This is a genomic window from Bradyrhizobium sp. LeoA1Lang, from assembly GCF_055413685.1.
Window position 1 is genome coordinate 19256 of sequence record NZ_JBVAPG010000087.1, and the last position, 16487, is coordinate 35742.

Here is a 16487-nt window from a genome sequence, read left to right on the forward strand (position 1 = left end):
CATCCTGATTCTCATGGCGGCAGCCGCCAGCGCCGGCGTCCTGATTGTTGCCGGGCTCGATGCTGACATGGGGTCGCACAGAAGCAACGATTGACCAGCGTTGTCTCAATGTGAACCAGGACACTCCCGAATAGGCCGTCACGACAAAGAGCGGCGACTTCACGGAATAGATTCATAGCAAGCGCAAGGCCGCGAATTTGCAGCGAGATGTCCCTGCGGCATCGTGGCAAGTGCACTCATGAAATCCGACGTGCAATTTGGAAAGAACCGGAACAGCCGCTTCGACATGCTGCCGCTCGCTTTGGAACCAATCTAAACGACCGGTATTCTCCGCTGTAATGGCGGATGGCAGCCACCTGCAAGACGGAGTCGCTGACGATGCAAGATGGAGCCGCACAATCGGGCGCCAAGCCTCAACCGCTGCCGGAAAAGGTGTCGGTGACATTGACTGTGAACGGGACAGAGAGGCGCTTTTCGGTCCTGCCCTGGGTTTCGCTTCTGGATGCGCTCAGGGATCATCTCGATCTCACCGGTACCAAGAAGGGATGCGACCACGGCCAATGCGGCGCCTGCACCGTGCTGGTCGACGGTCGCCGCATCAATTCGTGCCTGACGCTTGCAGTGATGCGGGACGGCGCGCACGTCACCACCATCGAGGGACTGGCCGCCAATGGCGCGCTGGACCCGCTGCAGCAGGCCTTTATCGACCATGACGCCTTCCAGTGCGGCTATTGCACACCCGGGCAGATCTGCTCCGGCGTCGGCCTGATCGCCGAGGGACGGGCCAAGAGTGCTGACGAGATCAGGGAATTCATGAGCGGCAACATCTGCCGCTGCGGCGCCTATCCCAACATCGTCGCCGCGATCCAGCAGGCGATGGGAACCAAGCCATGATCCCGTTCCAGTATACAAGAGCGAATAATATCGCCGACGCGGTGCGGCTGATCGCCGCCACTAGCGGCGCAAAGTTCATCGCCGGCGGCACCAACCTGCTCGATCTCATGAAGGACAATGTCGAGCGGCCGACGACGCTGATCGACATCTCCCGCCTGCCGCTGACCTCGGTCGAAGAGACCGCCTCGGGAGGCTTGCGGATCGGCGCGCTGGTGCCGAACTCCGACCTTGCCTGGCATCCGCTAATCGAAAAGCGCTATCCGCTATTGGCTAGCGCAATTCTGGCCGGCGCTTCGCAGCAATTGCGCAACATGGCTTCCACCGGCGGCAACCTGGTGCAGCGGACGCGCTGCGCCTATTTTTATGACACCGCGACGCCCTGCAACAAGCGGCAGCCAGGGTCGGGCTGCTCGGCCGTCAACGGCGTCAACCGCGGCCACGCGATCCTGGGCGCCAGCACCTCCTGCATTGCGACGCATCCGTCCGACATGTGCGTGGCGCTCGCCGCACTCGATGCCACCGTGCACGTGACGGGCCCAAACGGGGCGTGCGCCATTCCGCTCACAGACTTCCACCGCCTGCCCGGCGACACCCCGCATATCGACACCAATCTCGGGCCGGACGAAATCATCACCGCGATCGAGGTGCCGGCAAAGGGCTTTGCGTCAAACCACTCCTACCTGAAGATCCGCGACCGGATGTCCTACGCGTTTGCGCTGATCTCGGTCGCGGCCGCGCTCGAGCTCAAGGACGGCATGATCCAGGAGGCGCGGCTCGCGCTCGGCGGTGTCGCCCACAAGCCGTGGCGCAATCCGGCGGCCGAGGCAGCGCTGCGCGGGCGGCCCGCTGACGAAGCGAGCTTTGCCGGCGCGGCTGACCTGCTGCTTCGCGACGCCAGGCCGCAGGCACATAACGGCTTCAAGCTCGATCTCGCCCGGCGGGCGATCATCCGCACGCTGTCGCAGGCCGCGCACGGCACGCCGCAATCGCAATCGAACAAGACGATCCAATGAGCATGCTCAACAATACCGCGAAAACCTACACCGGCACCGCCACCTCGCGCGTCGATGGCCGCGCCAAGGTTACCGGCGCCGCCAAATATGCCGGCGATTTCAACGCAGGCGGCCTCGCCTATGGCGCGGTCGTCGAGGCGACCATCGCCAGGGGCCGGATCGCGCGGATCGATACCAGCGCGGCGCGGCGCGTGCCGGGTGTGATCGATGTCATCACCCACGAGAACAGGCCGAAGGTCGCCGACAGCGATGAGGCCTGGAGGGACGACGTCGCCCCGGAGGAAGGTTCGCCGTTCCGCCCGCTCTATGACGACGCGATCAAGTTCAACCAGCAGCCGATTGCGCTGGTCGTGGCGGAAGAATGGGAGATCGCGCGCTATGCGGCCTCGCTCGTCCGCGTCGACTATGAGAAGCAGCCATTCGTCACCGACGTCTATCGCAAGCGCGATGATGCCATCGTCGTCGAGAAGCCCGACAGGCCGCGTGGCGATGCCGCAAAGGCATTCGCGGCGGCCGAGGTGCGGCACGAGGCCGATTATTTCATCCCGACCGAGCATCACAACCCGATGGAATTGTTTGCGACCACCGCAATGTGGGAAGCCGGCGGCCCGCTGACGGTCTACGATAAGACCCAAGGCGTGCAGAACGTGCAGCAGTATCTCTGCGGCGTGTTCGAGAAGAAGCCGGAAGAGATCCGGGTCCTCTCGCCCTATGTCGGCGGTGCCTTCGGCGCCGGCTTGCGGCCGCAATACCACGTCGTGCTGGCGGTGATGGCCGCGCTGAAGCTTCAGCGCTCGGTGCGGCTGGTGCTGATGCGCCAGCAGATGTATGGGCTGGGTTATCGTCCGGCCACCATCGAGCGGCTTGCGCTTGGCGCGCGGCGCGACGGCACGCTCGATACGATCTCGCATGAAGCGATTGGCGTGACCTCGCAGTTCGAGGAATTCTCGCGCAACGACACCGGCTGGTCGGCCCTGCTCTACGCCTCGCCGAATGCCCGATATGAACACCGCGTGGCACCGCTGGATGTGCCGACCTCCTGCGACATGCGTGCGCCGGGCGCTGCGACCGGCGTCTACGCGCTGGAGAGCGCGATGGACGAGCTCGCGGTCGCGCTGAAGATGGATCCGGTGGAGTTGCGGCTGCGCTGCTATTCGGACCGCGACCAGAACGAGGACCTGCCCTACACCAGCAAGCGCCTGCGCGAATGCTATCGCGAGGGTGCCGCGGCATTTGGCTGGGACAAGCGCAAGGTGGAGCCGCGCTCGATGCGCGACGGCAAGAGCCTCGTGGGCTGGGGCATGGCCTCCGGCGTCTGGGAGGCGCTGCAGATGCCGACCGCGGTGCGGATCGTGATGACCGCCAACGGCCACGCCGAGGTCTCCTGCGCGGCTTCAGATATCGGCACCGGCACCTATACGATCATGGCTCAGGTCGCGGCCGACAGCCTCGGGATTCCGATCGAGAACGTCACGGTCCACCTTGCCGATTCCACGCTGCCGAGAGCGCCGGTCGAGGGCGGGTCATGGATGGCGGCCTCCGCCTGCCACGCCGTGATCGCGACCGCGAGCGAGGTTCGCAAGGAGCTGTTGCGGCTGGCAAAGCTGATGAAGGGCTCGCCGCTCGCCGACGCGGTCGAGGAAGACGTCACCCTTTCCGACGGCAAGCTCGTCAGCCGGACGCAGACCGAGCGCGGGGTGTCGATCTCCGACATCATGCGGCATGGCGCGATGGAGCGGATCGAGAAGGAAAAGACCAACGAGTTCGCCGAGGACAAGGCGCACGCCAGGAACACGCATTCCGCCGTGTTCGCGGAGGTCAAGGTCGACGAGGAACTCGGCGTCATCAGGGTCACCCGCGTCGTCAGCGCGGTCGCGGCTGGCCGCGTGCTGAACCCGAAGACGGGGCGCAGCCAGGTGATGGGCGCCGTCGTCGGCGGCATCGGCATGGCGCTGCATGAGGAGACGATCTACGACCACGGCCTGGGCCGGATCATGAATGCCAATATCGCCGAGTACCATGTGCCGGTTAACGCCGATATCCAGGACATCGAGGTGATCTTCGTCGAGGAGCCGGATAGCCTGATCAACCCGCTCGGGATCAAAGGGCTCGGCGAGATCGGCATCGTCGGGGTCGCCGCGGCGGTCGCCAATGCCGTCTACCACGCGACCGGCGTGCGGGTGCGCGACCTGCCGATCACCCTCGACAAGGTGCTGGCGGGCCGGCAGGCGGCTTAGGCCGCCACTTTGGGCCCGCTGGCGTCCCGGGCGGGCCGCCCGGGAGGTGCCATCGCGCTGGACAGGAACCGGAAAATCCGTAAAGAAAACACGGCCTGTCGGAGCGGCGTTGCACCCGCTTGGACGGGCGCGCAAGCGCGAGTAAACAACGTTAGGTTTTGGGGCGATTCCAGCGGTCCGGTTCGATCTCTTCGGGCGCCCTCTCCGGTCACGCCATTTCGGACAATTCGATATGAGAAAGATCATCCTCGCGCTGGCGCTTCTGTGTCCGGCCGCCGCGCTCGCCCAAGGGACAGCTCAAGGCACGACCCCGCCAGCGGACCCCGCCAATCAGCCCATGGTCGGCGACAAGCCGCTGATGCAGGTCGGCACGAAGAAGTCTCCGGCAAAGAAGGGCGAGAAGGCCAAGCAGCCATCGGTCGCGCAGAAGCTCCAGGCATGCCAGGAGATCGATGACGGCACCAAGGAGCGGCTCAATTGCTATGACGAGGTCTTCGCGCCGCAGCCCAAGCCGAAGCCCGCCACCGCCAAGGCCGTCAGCGAGTGCCGGTTCGTGAAGGAAGAGGACGAGCGGCTGACCTGCTACAACGGCTTTGCCGACAAGATTCCGAAGCTGCCGCAGTAATCCGGCTGCAATCCGGTTACCAGGTGCCCCAAGTCGGCCCACCGCCGAAGAAGCCGAAACGCGACTGCTGCGCCACCCGCATCGGCCGCTGGCCCATGAACATCGGCTGCTGGCCCATATACATCGGCTGACCCGCGTACATCGGCTGGTAGGCCCGCGCCCTGGCGACCTTATGCCTCTTCGGCGCCTGCGGCTCATGCTTCTTGGCGTCGGCCGGAACGTACTGGGCGAAGGTCTCGCGGGCCTGGGCAACCGACGACCCGGCACCCGGCGCCGGCGGAAGCGGTGCGGCAGCCATCTGGGTGGCGGGGGACGGCGGCACGATGGTCGGGAGGCTGGTGTCGAAAACCACCCGTTCCGGCAGCTTCTGGGCGGACTGGATGCGGACGGTCGACTTGTCGATGCCGGGCGCGCTATGGCTTGTCGTGGCAGCGTCCTGCGGGACCAGGGCGTCAACTGCATATAACAGCGCGAACAACGCCCCGCCGACGTACAGGAAATAACGCGTCACCAACATCGAAACTGCTCCCCCGCGCGATGACGCGGTCTATTCGCCTAATAGCGATATAGGGAGTTAGTTCCTGGTCACACGCTACGGGTTCAACCGAAGCGTTCACTTTTTCGGGACGCTGTGTCAGGCGCGGCTGGCCGTGACCAGGGAACACTTTGCCTTATTTGCATTGATGTTCACGAACCCGACCAGCATGCCGGCGTAGGTCTTGCGGCTCTTCATGTTGATGGTGTCGCTGATCACGCGCCGGCGGTCGGTGAGATGCGTGCCGTCGGCGCGGGCAAAGGCGCAGGCGATCTCGATATCCTTGACCGGATAGCGGTTGGCGTTGCGCAGCGTCAGCCAGACCAGCGCTTTCGAGCCGAGGCCGCCGCGGCGCCAGAACTGGCGGGAGATCGTCAGCCCGTCGATCGGCGCCCGCTCGACCGTGAAGGGTTCGTTGGTGCTGGCGGCCGGCACCTCATCGTCCACTGCGTTCTCAGCCGGCGCGGTCGCCTGCTCGACCGGCGCGGCCTGCTCGACCGGGGCAGCCGCCTCCTCGGTGGGCGCAGTCGTCTTCTCGAGCCAGGCGACATCCTGCTGAGAAGTCGGGGGCGCCGCCACGGCGACCGCTTTGTTATTCGCGTCGCTGGGATCGGGGAGCATCAGCCATCCGGCAAATCCGGCGATGGCGAGAACGGCGAGCAGAATCAGCTTGGCGCCAAAGCCGCGAAACGACCACCTGCCGATGCCCATGGCCATGTCCTCACTCGCGTGACAGCGCTTCCTGGCTGCACGCAAAACCGCTCCGGCGCATCACCGCACGGCTTGAGAGCGACGCACCGCTGTACGGAGACCGCCGCTAGTCGATTAACCGTCCACCGACGCTACAGTTCCAAGTCTCCCCGGCAAAAATGCGGCGCAGTGCCTGCGACAGGATGGCCTTGTGGATTCCGAGCCGATAGATTGCCGCAGCAACGGATCTCACGTGCGTCGAGAAAGATGGGAGATGAAATGCCGATAGTGGTTACCTGGGACCATATCCACCTGCGCACCCCCGATCCCGAAGCGACCGCGGCGTGGCTTCGAGACGTGCTGGGTGGCGAGATCATCCGCAATCCCGGCCGCATCGACGTGCAGCTCGGCGGCGCCAAGGTGTTCATCGCGCCGGTGACACCAGGCGACGGCGTCAACGCGCCGCCGGTGACGCCCTATCAGGGCCTCGACCATTTCGGACTGGCGGTGAAAGACATCGACGCTGTCGCTGCCGAGATCAAGGCGAAGGGCGTCGCGTTCACGAAGGAGCCGACCACGATCCGCCCCGGCGTGCGCATCTGCTTCATCCGCGGCCCGCAGGGCATCTCGATCGAGCTCCTGGAGCGCGACAAGAAATATGCCTGACCGTACGACGTGCGCGTCGGTTACGTCATGCTGCCGGGCATGAAGCAGCGGATCTGCAGTCCGAGATAACCGCGGATCGGCCAAACCATGGTGCGGCCGTAGCGGTTCGGCTCGGTGATCACGGCATCATCGGGCACGTCGATCCATTCGCCGTCGATGCGCACGCGATAATGTCCGTCCTTGGATTCCCAATCGACGTCGCTCACCGCCGTGCCGTCAGCATCTGAGCAGCACGGCCCCTTCCCGCTCCTCAAACTGTCGAACCATTGCTTGAGCGGCGAATTGGCGTAACGGCCATCGGGATCGCGCGCGTGCCCGAGACTTACGGCCGTCACCGACAACAACGCGACAAGACTCAATGTGAGTGGGACTCTGAGGCGGACCGCTCGACGATGGTCCGTAATTTCACGGATGGAACCTGTCAGCTCTGCGCGTAGGCGCGCGAAAATGCGGCCGGAATCGATCCAGTTCGTCACCTGTCTCTCGCTCCTGCACCCGCCGGCCGGTGCCAACAAATGTTATGCATTTCGCGGGCCAACTTGATTCGCCAAGCGCCGTCAGCCACAACGTCGTCATCGAGACGTCGCGCACCAATGGAATCATTTCGGTTTCGCACGGCATTGAGCGGCGCATGCTCAACCTGACGCGTTGCGCCGCGCATGCTGCTTTGGCATAAATTCCGAACCGGCCTTGGGCGAAGGTGGCCGGCCGCGGGGCGCTATGAGAAACGGCCTGTATTCCATTCACGTCACGCTGCTCGACGGACGCGTCGGCAAGGGCAGCGGGGTGATTGTGTTTCGCGACGGCCAGATTGTCGGCGGCGATGCCTATCTCTATTACACCGGCACCTACACCGTGAAAGGCAACACCTTCAAAGGCGAAGTGCTGGTGCAGCGACACACCACGCCGCGCGACAGCGACAACCCGCTATTCGGCGGACCTGCGCCGGTCGGCATCGGCGTCACCGGAACTTTCACCGCCACGCAGGCGACCATGAGTGGAACCGCGCTCGTCGGCAAAGCGAGCCAGATCTTCGGCGCCACGCTGCGCAAGCTCGTGGATATCGATTAGCGCATCACGTCGTCTGATTGCGTAGATCGTAGCCGGGGTGAAGCGGAACGCGTAACCCGGGACGGCGTGTACGAGCGGCCCCGGGTTGCGCTGCGCTCCACCCGGGCTACGGCGCCGTTCGTGTGGAGAGAGCTTACTCCGCGGCCTGCTCCACGGGGGCGACGCGCGGCAGGATGATCTGGATGCGGGTGCCACCGCCGGGCTCGGAGTCGAGATCGAGACGGCCCCCTAAGCGCGTGGTGACGATGCTGTAGACGATGTGAAGCCCGAGGCCGGTGCCGCCTTGGTCGCGGCGCGTCGTGAAGAACGGATCGAAGGCGCGGCGGCGCACGTCGAGCGACATGCCGCAGCCATTGTCGGAGAAGATGACCTCGACATTGTCCCTGCCGGAAGCGCGAACCTGGATGTCGACGATACCCGGCTTGCCGTCGGGAAAGGCGTGCGCGACCGAATTGAGGAAGAGATTGGTGAGCACCTGGCCATAAGGGCCGGGATAGGAATTCATGATCAGGTTCGGCTGGCAATCGACGTTGAGCGTCAGATTGTGCTTGCGCAGGCCCGGCCTCAGACTCATCACCACCTGCTCGGTGAGATCGCCGAGATCGAAGTTGCGCTGATCGGAATAGTTGCGGTCGGCGGCGACCTGCTTGAACGACTGAATCAGCTCGGCGGCGCGGTTGAGGTTGGCGACGAGCTGCGAGGACGCATCGCTCGTCGTGGCAAGGAAATCGTTCAGGCTCGAACGCCGAAGCTCGCCGCGCTCGACCTGCGCGGCAAAGGTCGCCGCCTTGCGCTCGAGCGCTGAGGCGACCGTGAGGCTGATGCCGACGGGATTGTTGACCTCATGCGCGACGCCCGCGACCAGCCGTCCGAGGGCCGCGAGCTTTTCCGCCTCGATCAGCGAGTTCTGCGTCTCGCGCAAATTGCGTAGCGCCGCCTCCGCGGCGTCGCGCGCTTTCCGCATCTCATGCTCGCTGCGCTTGCGCTCGCCGATGTCGAGCGCCACCGTGACGATGTTCTCGATCTCGCCATTGATGTCGAGGATCGGCAATTTGTTGACCAGCCATTGCCGCATGTTGCCGGCGACGTCCTTGTACTCCTCCTCGTAGAAGCCGAGCTCCGTTCGCCCCGACAACACCCGTTTGTCGTTCTCATCGGTCTTTGCAGCACCATAGCGCGCCATCAGCTCGCCGGTGGTATGGCCGAGTGCCTCGTGCGGCTCGATGCCGAAAATGCCGGCCATGTAGCGGTTCATCAGGACGTAGCGCAGATTGCGGTCCTTGACGTTGATCACCGCCGGAACGGTGTCGATCACCATCTGCAGCAAACGCCGGCCTTCGGCGATCGCGTCTTCGGCTCGCTTCTGGTCGGTGATGTCGCGCACCGTGCCTTCGTAGCGGATCACCTCGCCTTTCTCGTCGCGCACCGCGCTCGCGCTGTCGGACAGCCATAGCACCGTGCCGCTGCGGGACCGGACTTGATATTCGTAGTCGCGCACCATGCCGTCGCGGTCCATCAGCCGCTGGTATTGGGTGCGCGCCGCCGGATCGACATAGACATTGGACGCAACGTCGTCGATGCCGTTGATCAGGTCCTGCGGCGTGGCGTAGCCCATCATCCACGCCAGCGCCGGATTGGCGTTGAGCAGCGCGCCGCCCGGCGTCGTCACATAAATTCCGTCGATGGAAGATTCGAACAGCTTGCGATAGCTCTCTTCTGCGAGCCGCTGCTCGGCGAGCGCGCGCACCGCTGCTTCGCGCGCGGTATCCGCATCGACCAGCGTCTTTCGGAATACCTCGGCGGCGCGGGCGATCTCGCCGATCTCGTTGTCGACGTCGGTCGCCGGGATCGACGCACTCTTCTCGCCGGCTGCGACCGCGCGGATCGACTTGGTGATCGAGGCGAGCGGCCGCACGGTGCGGCGGACCACGAGCAGCGCGGCGAAGATCCCGATCAGCACGCCGGCCGAGCCGAGCACGATGCTCTGCCATTTCGCCTCGGTGAGCGTGCGCGCGAAATCCCGCGACAGGACGTGACCGCGGCGCGAACTGAGCTCACGCAACAGTTCGGTCACGCGCTGGATCAGCCGTCCCTCGGTGCCCAGCACCTCGCGGTCGATATCGGCGATCTGGCGTTCCCGGATCGATATTGCGACGACCGCGTCGGCATAATCGTTCACAGCCGTGCGCAACGCCGGGTCGGCGATGGTCATCGACCGCATGCTCTGTGCCGCCTGCTCGGCCGCGGACGGGTTGTGGGCGAGCAGCGCGGTGGCGATGCGGCCCTGGGTCTGCAACAGGATGGAGGCAGTGGCGGGATCGGAGCTTTCGGCCACCGCCTTTTCGAAGGCGTCGCGCAATGGCGGCAGGCCGATGATCAACTCGGCGCGGCGGTTGATCAGCGCCGAGATGCGCTCGATGCCGCCGCGGTAGGTGGCGAGGCGCTCGGTCACGCCGTCGATCATGTCCTGCTGCTCGGGGGCAAGCTCGATCCTGGTCTTCTTCAGCGCATCGCCCAGGGCGCTGGCGGCCTCGCCGACCTGGATCGTCTGCGTGCCGGGATCGGTGACGAAGTCGCGCGCCGCAAGCCGGAGTTCGTTCATCCGGCGGTCGATATCCTCGGCCAGGTCGCCGACGCTCTGCAGCCGCTGCAGCTCCCCGAAGGTGGCGTCGATGTGACGGATCGCGATCACGCTGGCGGTCGAGGTGATGATGATGACTGCCAGCACCAGCAGGAAGCTGCCGAAAGTAAGCTGACCGATCGACAGCGCGAACGGTCGCTTCTGGGGCGGATTCGGCGGCAATTCGGAGGTCATGCTAAGGGGGGCCAGGCTGAAATCGCCCCCAATATACGACGTAATTCGGCCCCGTGGGAACGGGGGCCGAGCCCCAAAGCGGGCTTTACGCCCCCTCCAGCACCTCGCGCGGCCCCACCGATAAGCACGTTGAAGAAGCCGGCCAGCGGGATACCGCTCTTGAACGGCGCGGCCTGCAGACGCGGAGGCCGCGTGCCGTGGAGACGGGCCAGCCGCGAAATCGAACAGCAGCGACTCCATCGGCGCGCGACACAACCAAACGTTGCTCATCGCCGCAGACCACGCGCAAATCAAACGAAGGCAACAAGACGAAACGATCGTTTGGCAGGCGGCAACTTGCATCCTACCATTGCGCCTGCTAGTCGTGCAATCTTTGATAGTGGGGGATTTTATGGGGCATCGTTTTGCGAAGTTGCTATCGTTGTTGAGTTTTCTTACCGTCGCCACGCCTGTCAGTGCCGCTTGGGAAGATCAAGTTGATTGGACCAGGCCTTCATCGAAAAATCCGAAGGTTCAAAGTCTCGGCCTTTACGCCGTTGAGGTCCGATGCTCTCCACGTGGCGGATCGCTTGAGGGCGTGACGAACGCATGGACCGGCAAGACACGCAGCCTTCTACTGTTGATTACAAAATCTGTCGGCACCGGCACTCCCGCCGTGGACAAGCTCCCGAGCGATGCGGTCGGAGCGGTTCAGGCTTATAGCGCAAGCAGCAAAGACTGGACGTCGTACGACTATCGGCACTGCAAGAAGGACTTCCTTGTCGCAGGCTCGAAACTCGCTTTGGTCGCAGTGAAGAACGAAAGCGACGATCCCGCCGGCGGCCCGCTTGGGCAGTTTGTATCCGGTCTGCTCGGCATCGTTTCGCCGCTGTTCTCGTTCTTCACGGGACAAGCCCTGCCGACCGAGATCGCGTCGAAGATCACCAACCTGCAATCCGCGGCCGACCCTTTCAGCAAGTTGCTCGGCGCGCTGAAATCGGGAAGTACTCAAACGAGACCGGTGGATGTTTTGCGGACGGGGACTTACAGCTACGTCACCGACTACGCTGCCGTTAGTGTGACGATCCGATCAATCGAATCGATCGTGCTGGACAGAAATCCAAGCTTCCGCGACGATCTTCGCGCTCAGGTGAAGGCTGCGCCAGACAAGATTGACGCAACCAAGCTCAAGCAAAGCTGCCGTGCTGCCCGGCTTGGGATCTCGGACCTTGGTTTCCGCAACACTCTCGATATTGCCTATGGAATGATTGCGCTTGCCGGCAAGGCCGGCATCGACAACGACCAGACAGTGCAATGCCTTTCGCGCCCTTACGCGATGGCAATTACGAGCCGCAAAAATCAGGATAGTCTAATCTGGAAGGATTTTCAGGCTGAGCAGAAATTCAGCCAGGAGGACGTTGAGCGAAATCTTGCCGTCGATCCAAGCAGCACTCAACCAAAATTTAGCGTGATCGCTTCCAAGGTCGATGATCTCGTCATATCCCTCGCGCAATATGCACGCAACAATCCGCATCCTCGGCAAGCGGTCGACCATCTCACCAATCTTCTTGCCGACGATATTGCGGTCGTCGACAAGACGTCGGATCTGGTAGTTGGTGGCAGCGCTTCTTACAAACGCTTTGATCTTATTAGCAAGCTCACTGACGAAAATACTCAGCCTCCTCCGGAGAGACGATACATCCGTTTCGGCTGTTACGAAGAAGCGAAAGACACGACAGGACTGTTCATCGACGGGGCGTCATCTATTTTTCTCGTCTTCAAGGCCAAGAATGATGACACCACCGTATCGTTCGAAAGCGTACTCGCAATGAAGCCAATGTTCGGCACAGATTCGAAAAACATCACTGGATTGATCGTTTCTTCGGACCGAGCATGGATCAACAAGGTGCTGACGAATTGGAATTACGTCTGCGGAGACTTCTCCATTAAGAGGCCCACATAGTCCGTCCGGGCTGAGCAGGCGCGCCGCCCGCGATTAGCCGGCGGCGCCGACCTCGAAGACCTCGCCATCATAGCCAGCCTCAAGTGGGATGCGGAGCTGGCGGCCGGTGGCGGTCTTGGTCATGACGGGCATCACCGTGACGATGGATTTGCCGCGGCTGTCCTGCAGCGCCTCTCCGACGCTGGCCTGCTTGCCTAGCCTGATCAGGTTGCGGGTGGTCGGGAACGGTAGCTTGAAGCGACCGCTTTCCCCGCCTTCCAAGGCCTCACGGGGGGAAACCCAGATCGAATCGGTGGATTCCCTGCCGTCATGGGTACCGAGCTGCTCTGGAGGCGCCGCGGCGAGGAAGAACCAGGTGTCGAACCGCTTCGGCATGCCTTCCGGCGTGATCCAGTGCGCGTAAGGGACGAGTTCGTCGAGCGCCAGCACCATGCCGGTCTCGGCCAGCACGTTCAGGAAGCTGGTTTTGCTTTCGCAGAGCCGGCTCCGATGCGCGAGCTCGATCTCGCGGGCGCGGGTGGCATCCACCAGTTCGCTCGATCCCTTCGGCCGCGCCAGCAGGATGCCGCTCTCCTCGAAGGTTTCTCTGATGGCGCCGATGCGGAAGCTGAGCGCGCTCTCGTCGAGCGCCTCGCCGGCGGAATAGAGCGCGTGGTTGGCGATGATCTCCTTGTCGCCCTTGTCGACGCTGCCGCCGGGAAACACCAGCGCGCCGGAGGAGAAGTCGATTTCGTAATGGCGGACCATCATGAAGATTTCGATTTCCCGCCGTGCCGCCGCGTCGCGGAGCAGCAGGATGGTGGAGGCAGGGCGCGGCGTAACGGTCTCGGCCATGGCTAGCCTGCGGCGCTGGACTGCGGCTGCAGATTGGCGCGGCGGTCGACGCGGGCCACGCGCGACAGAAGGTAATCGACCTCCGCCCTCGCCTGCGGCGTGATGACGGCGCCCGGCTTGCGCTGGGCGCTGGAGGCGATGATGCCGCGCTTCTGCAGCACATATTTGCGCACGGTGAGCCCGACGCCCGGCTGCTGCTCGTAGCGGATCAGCGGCAGATGTGCGTCGAACAGATCATGCGCGGCGTCGCGCTTGCCGGCCTTGGAGAGCTTGACCACGTCGATCAAAAGCTCGGGGAATGCGTAGCCCGTCATCGCGCCATCGGCGCCGCGCTCCATCTCGAAATCGAGGAACAGGCCGCCATTGCCGACCAGGATTGACAGCGGGCGCAGCGAGCCGTCCTTCTGGAAATTGCGCAGTGTGGTGATCTTCTCCAGACCCGGCCAATCCTCGTGCTTGAGCATCACGCAGGACGGGCAGTCCATCACGATCTTGCGGATCACCGCCGGCGTGAACACCACCGTGAGCGTCAGCGGGTAGTCCTGCAGCACCCATGGAATGTCGTCGCCGATCGCTTCCTGCGCCTGCTTGAAATAGGCGGTGATCTGGTCGTCGGTGCGCAGGTGCGGCGGCGGCGCGATCATGACGCCGGCGGCGCCGGCATCCATCGACGTCTTGGCCAGCGAACGCATCGAGGCGAAGCCCGGCGCGGACACGCCGACGATCACCTGCAGATCCTTAGCGCGCTTGATGAAGCGAACAGCCACCTGCTCGGCCTCGGCGGCATCGAGCTTTGGCGCCTCGCCCAGGATGCCGAGCACGGTGACGCCGTCGCAGCCGACCTCGGTGTAGAAGTCGCTGAGCCGGTCGATCGAACGCTCGTCGATGCGGCCGTCGTCATGGAACGGCGTCGGCGCGATCGCAAAGGTGCCGGCGGCCTGGGCGGTGAGCTTCGTCATTCGTGCCTCTATCCTCTCTTGTCATTCCGGGGCGATGCGCAGCATCGAACCCGGAATCTCGAGGTTCCGGGTTCACGCTGCGCGTGCCCGGAACGACTGTGTACTTCAAAACCGCCGCGCGCCCATCTTGATCTGCTCTTCCGAGAAGAAGATGTCCTTGGCGTGGGTGACGATATCCTCGGCCTTCCAGCCCGTGAACGGCGGCTTCCAGCCTTCCATTTCCATCATCCGCATCTCCCTGACCCCGCGCGGGCCGGAGACGCCGAGCACCTTGCCGGTCTGGTCGCCCGACAAGTCGCTGACCATGTATAGCACGGCCGGCGCAATGCCGTCCGGGTCGAGCGCGGCGCCGGGGTTTTCTTTATAGCGGGGCAGGTCTGCGGTCATGCGGGTCAGCGCGCCCGGCGCCAGCGTCCAGATCCGGATGTTGTATTTGCGGCCCTCGATCGCGAGCACGTTGGAGAAGCCCCAGATGCCGCCCTTGGCCGCACCATAATTGCTCTGGCCGAAATTGCCGATCAGCCCCGAGGTCGAGGAGGTGTTGACGATGACGCCACCGCCGTTCTCGCGCATCCATCGGAACACCGGCAGCGTGCAGCAGAACGTGCCTTTCAGATGCACCTTGATCACCCTGTCCCAGTCGGCCTCGCTCGATTTGGCGAAGGTCTGGTCGCGCAGGATGCCGGCATTGTTGACGAGAATGTCGGCGCGGCCGAAATTCTTGATGGCATCGTCGAACACCGACTGGCCGCCCTCCAGCGTCGAGATGTCGGCGCCATTGGCGACCGCGCGGCCGCCCTCGGCCTCGATCGCATCCACCACCTGCTGCGCCATCGACTTGTCGGCGCCCGAGCCATCACGCGGGCCGCCGAGATCGTTGACCACGACCGCCGCGCCCTCGCGCGCGAACAGTTTTGCGTAGGCTTCACCGAGTCCGCCGCCCGCGCCGGTGATCAGCGCCACCTTGCTGTCGAGTAATCCCATGGTTGTTTCTCCCGCTTCGTTATTCCTTTTCTCCGTCATGGCCGGGCTCGTCCCGGCCATCCACGACCTTTGTCGCCATTGGCAAGAAAGACGTGGATGCCCGGGACAAGCCCGGGCATGACGAGACAGCTCAAAGCGCCTCCACCGGAATCATCAACCCAGCACCGTCTTGCCGCTGCGGATCACGGTGACGCCGCGCGATTTCACCTTGGCCTCGAATGAGATCACGTTGCCGTCCTTCCAGAGATCCATGGTCACGGTCTCGCCGGGAAACACGGGCGAGGAGAAGCGCGCGACGTGCTGCTTGAAGGCGGACGGATCGTAATCGGCATAGGTCTGCAGCACGCCGCGGCAGGTGATGCCGTAGGTGCACATGCCGTGCAGGATTGGCCGCGGGAAGCCCGCTTTTTTCGCGAACTCCGGATCGGAGTGCAGCGGGTTGCGGTCGCCGCAGAGGCGGTAGATCAGCGCCTGGTCCGGGCGCGTTGCGATGTCGACGGTCCGGTCGGGCGCGCGCTCCGGCACCTTGTGCGGCTCGGGCTGGCCCTCGGACGGTCCGCCAAAGCCGCCATCGCCGCGGGCGAAGCGCGAGGCGACCAGCGTGACCAGCTTCTCGCCCTTCTCATCCCTGAGGATGGTCTGGTGGCGGATCACCGCGCCCTTGTCCTTGCCCTTGTCGAAGACGTCGAGCACGCTGGAATCAGCAGTGATGTTTGCGGCGGTCGCCAGCGGCTTGTGGAAGGTGATGTCGCGCTCGCCGTCGACGACGAGGACGCGATTGAGATTCATCTCGCCGGGGCCGGCGCCCCAGGCCGCCACCGATGCGAAGGTCGGCACCACCTTCAGCGGACGCGGTGTCAGCGTCGCCTCATTGACGAAAGCGAGTTCGCGCTCGTCCATGGGATCGGCGCCGATGCCGATGCCATAGGCGTAGAGCATCACCTCGCGATCGCCGTAGCTGTACTTCTGGCCGAGGTTTTTCAGGGCCATCAGTTGCTCGTAATTGATCGGCATTTTTCTCGTTCCTCCCCGGATATCCGCTTCGCCGGCGCCCGTTACAGCGCCCTCTCCCCTTGCGGGAGAGGGCAGCTCCGCGGTCCTGACCGGCTACATGGGTAACAGAATAGACCGGCGACATGGGTAACAGGTCAACTGGTCGGCAAGGAGGACCTTGCCGATGGGGTGGAAGGAGACCTGTACCGTGGAAGAGCGGATGCGGTTT

At 63.9% G+C, this 16487-nt stretch carries 15 protein-coding genes; 7 read left to right on the forward strand and 8 right to left on the reverse strand.

The window, feature by feature from the left end:
- Window positions 1-378: 378 nt before the first annotated feature.
- The 4 genes from ACZYOF_RS26200 (at window position 379) to ACZYOF_RS26215 (ending at window position 4769) form a co-directional block, all read left to right on the forward strand.
- Window positions 379-894, forward strand: a complete 516-nt coding sequence (locus tag ACZYOF_RS26200) for a (2Fe-2S)-binding protein (protein ID WP_130581709.1) — start codon at window positions 379-381, stop codon at window positions 892-894.
- Window positions 891-1907, forward strand: a complete 1017-nt coding sequence (locus tag ACZYOF_RS26205; protein ID WP_463717586.1) for an FAD binding domain-containing protein — start codon at window positions 891-893, stop codon at window positions 1905-1907. Before ACZYOF_RS26200 ends, ACZYOF_RS26205 begins: the two co-directional genes overlap by 4 nt.
- Complete coding sequence (locus tag ACZYOF_RS26210) at window positions 1904-4144, forward strand: xanthine dehydrogenase family protein molybdopterin-binding subunit (RefSeq protein WP_463717587.1); 2241 nt, start codon at window positions 1904-1906, stop codon at window positions 4142-4144. The genes ACZYOF_RS26205 and ACZYOF_RS26210 overlap by 4 nt, the downstream gene beginning before the upstream one ends.
- A gap of 232 nt (window positions 4145-4376) precedes the next feature.
- Window positions 4377-4769 carry a hypothetical protein gene (locus tag ACZYOF_RS26215; protein WP_463717588.1) on the forward strand — a complete coding sequence of 131 codons (393 nt, stop codon included), beginning with the start codon at window positions 4377-4379 and terminating at the stop codon, window positions 4767-4769.
- A gap of 16 nt (window positions 4770-4785) precedes the next feature.
- On the opposite strand, the gene ACZYOF_RS26220 is transcribed toward ACZYOF_RS26215, so the two are convergent.
- Together ACZYOF_RS26220 and ACZYOF_RS26225 are read right to left on the reverse strand one after the other, a co-directional pair.
- Window positions 4786-5286 (reverse strand): hypothetical protein, encoded by a 501-nt coding sequence (locus ACZYOF_RS26220; protein ID WP_463717589.1) that lies wholly within the window; start codon window positions 5284-5286, stop codon window positions 4786-4788.
- 117 nt (window positions 5287-5403) lie between these two features.
- Window positions 5404-6015, reverse strand: a complete 612-nt coding sequence (locus ACZYOF_RS26225; RefSeq protein WP_245476608.1) for a hypothetical protein — start codon at window positions 6013-6015, stop codon at window positions 5404-5406.
- Between the two features lie 258 nt (window positions 6016-6273).
- Here ACZYOF_RS26225 and ACZYOF_RS26230 point away from each other — a divergent pair, with 258 nt between their 5' ends.
- Window positions 6274-6660, forward strand: a complete 387-nt coding sequence (locus ACZYOF_RS26230) for a VOC family protein (RefSeq protein ID WP_463717590.1) — start codon at window positions 6274-6276, stop codon at window positions 6658-6660.
- A gap of 20 nt (window positions 6661-6680) precedes the next feature.
- On the opposite strand, the gene ACZYOF_RS26235 is transcribed toward ACZYOF_RS26230, so the two are convergent.
- Window positions 6681-7019 carry a hypothetical protein gene (locus tag ACZYOF_RS26235; protein ID WP_130581703.1) on the reverse strand — a complete coding sequence of 113 codons (339 nt, stop codon included), beginning with the start codon at window positions 7017-7019 and terminating at the stop codon, window positions 6681-6683.
- A gap of 361 nt (window positions 7020-7380) precedes the next feature.
- Between ACZYOF_RS26235 and ACZYOF_RS26240 the strand changes: the two genes are divergently transcribed.
- The gene (locus ACZYOF_RS26240; protein ID WP_028164051.1) at window positions 7381-7731 is read left to right on the forward strand and encodes a GrlR family regulatory protein; all 351 of its coding nucleotides are present in this window, start codon (window positions 7381-7383) and stop codon (window positions 7729-7731) included.
- 133 nt (window positions 7732-7864) lie between these two features.
- Here ACZYOF_RS26240 and ACZYOF_RS26245 read toward each other — a convergent pair whose 3' ends face one another.
- Entirely contained in the window at window positions 7865-10546 is a 2682-nt protein-coding gene (locus tag ACZYOF_RS26245) for a PAS domain S-box protein (protein ID WP_282530726.1), read from the reverse strand.
- A 262-nt stretch (window positions 10547-10808) separates the two neighbouring features.
- Between ACZYOF_RS26245 and ACZYOF_RS26250 the strand changes: the two genes are divergently transcribed.
- Window positions 10809-12488, forward strand: coding sequence for a hypothetical protein (locus ACZYOF_RS26250; protein WP_463717591.1), 1680 nt, complete (start codon window positions 10809-10811; stop codon window positions 12486-12488).
- Between the two features lie 33 nt (window positions 12489-12521).
- Here the strand turns inward: ACZYOF_RS26250 and ACZYOF_RS26255 are convergent, their stop codons facing one another.
- The 4 genes from ACZYOF_RS26255 to ACZYOF_RS26270 form a co-directional block, all read right to left on the reverse strand.
- Window positions 12522-13322, reverse strand: a complete 801-nt coding sequence (locus tag ACZYOF_RS26255; RefSeq protein WP_463717592.1) for an NUDIX hydrolase — start codon at window positions 13320-13322, stop codon at window positions 12522-12524.
- A gap of 2 nt (window positions 13323-13324) precedes the next feature.
- Entirely contained in the window at window positions 13325-14281 is a 957-nt protein-coding gene (locus ACZYOF_RS26260) for a dihydrodipicolinate synthase family protein (protein ID WP_463717593.1), read from the reverse strand.
- A gap of 105 nt (window positions 14282-14386) precedes the next feature.
- Window positions 14387-15265 carry an SDR family oxidoreductase gene (locus ACZYOF_RS26265; RefSeq protein WP_463717594.1) on the reverse strand — a complete coding sequence of 293 codons (879 nt, stop codon included), beginning with the start codon at window positions 15263-15265 and terminating at the stop codon, window positions 14387-14389.
- A 153-nt stretch (window positions 15266-15418) separates the two neighbouring features.
- Window positions 15419-16279 carry a MaoC family dehydratase gene (locus tag ACZYOF_RS26270; protein WP_282530730.1) on the reverse strand — a complete coding sequence of 287 codons (861 nt, stop codon included), beginning with the start codon at window positions 16277-16279 and terminating at the stop codon, window positions 15419-15421.
- Between the last annotated feature and the right edge of the window lie 208 nt (window positions 16280-16487).

Bases quoted from the DNA above. Each gene is read 5' to 3' on its own strand.
- ACZYOF_RS26200 (WP_130581709.1), top strand. From the start codon at position 379: ATGCAAGATGGAGCCGCACAATCGGGCGCCAAGCCTCAACCGCTGCCG.
- ACZYOF_RS26205 (WP_463717586.1), top strand. From the start codon at position 891: ATGATCCCGTTCCAGTATACAAGAGCGAATAATATCGCCGACGCGGTG.
- ACZYOF_RS26210 (WP_463717587.1), top strand. From the start codon at position 1,904: ATGAGCATGCTCAACAATACCGCGAAAACCTACACCGGCACCGCCACC.
- ACZYOF_RS26215 (WP_463717588.1), top strand. From the start codon at position 4,377: ATGAGAAAGATCATCCTCGCGCTGGCGCTTCTGTGTCCGGCCGCCGCG.
- ACZYOF_RS26220 (WP_463717589.1), bottom strand. From the start codon at position 5,286: ATGTTGGTGACGCGTTATTTCCTGTACGTCGGCGGGGCGTTGTTCGCG.
- ACZYOF_RS26225 (WP_245476608.1), bottom strand. From the start codon at position 6,015: ATGGGCATCGGCAGGTGGTCGTTTCGCGGCTTTGGCGCCAAGCTGATT.
- ACZYOF_RS26230 (WP_463717590.1), top strand. From the start codon at position 6,274: ATGCCGATAGTGGTTACCTGGGACCATATCCACCTGCGCACCCCCGAT.
- ACZYOF_RS26240 (WP_028164051.1), top strand. From the start codon at position 7,381: ATGAGAAACGGCCTGTATTCCATTCACGTCACGCTGCTCGACGGACGC.
- ACZYOF_RS26245 (WP_282530726.1), bottom strand. From the start codon at position 10,546: ATGACCTCCGAATTGCCGCCGAATCCGCCCCAGAAGCGACCGTTCGCG.
- ACZYOF_RS26255 (WP_463717592.1), bottom strand. From the start codon at position 13,322: ATGGCCGAGACCGTTACGCCGCGCCCTGCCTCCACCATCCTGCTGCTC.
- ACZYOF_RS26260 (WP_463717593.1), bottom strand. From the start codon at position 14,281: ATGACGAAGCTCACCGCCCAGGCCGCCGGCACCTTTGCGATCGCGCCG.
- ACZYOF_RS26265 (WP_463717594.1), bottom strand. From the start codon at position 15,265: ATGGGATTACTCGACAGCAAGGTGGCGCTGATCACCGGCGCGGGCGGC.
- ACZYOF_RS26270 (WP_282530730.1), bottom strand. From the start codon at position 16,279: ATGCCGATCAATTACGAGCAACTGATGGCCCTGAAAAACCTCGGCCAG.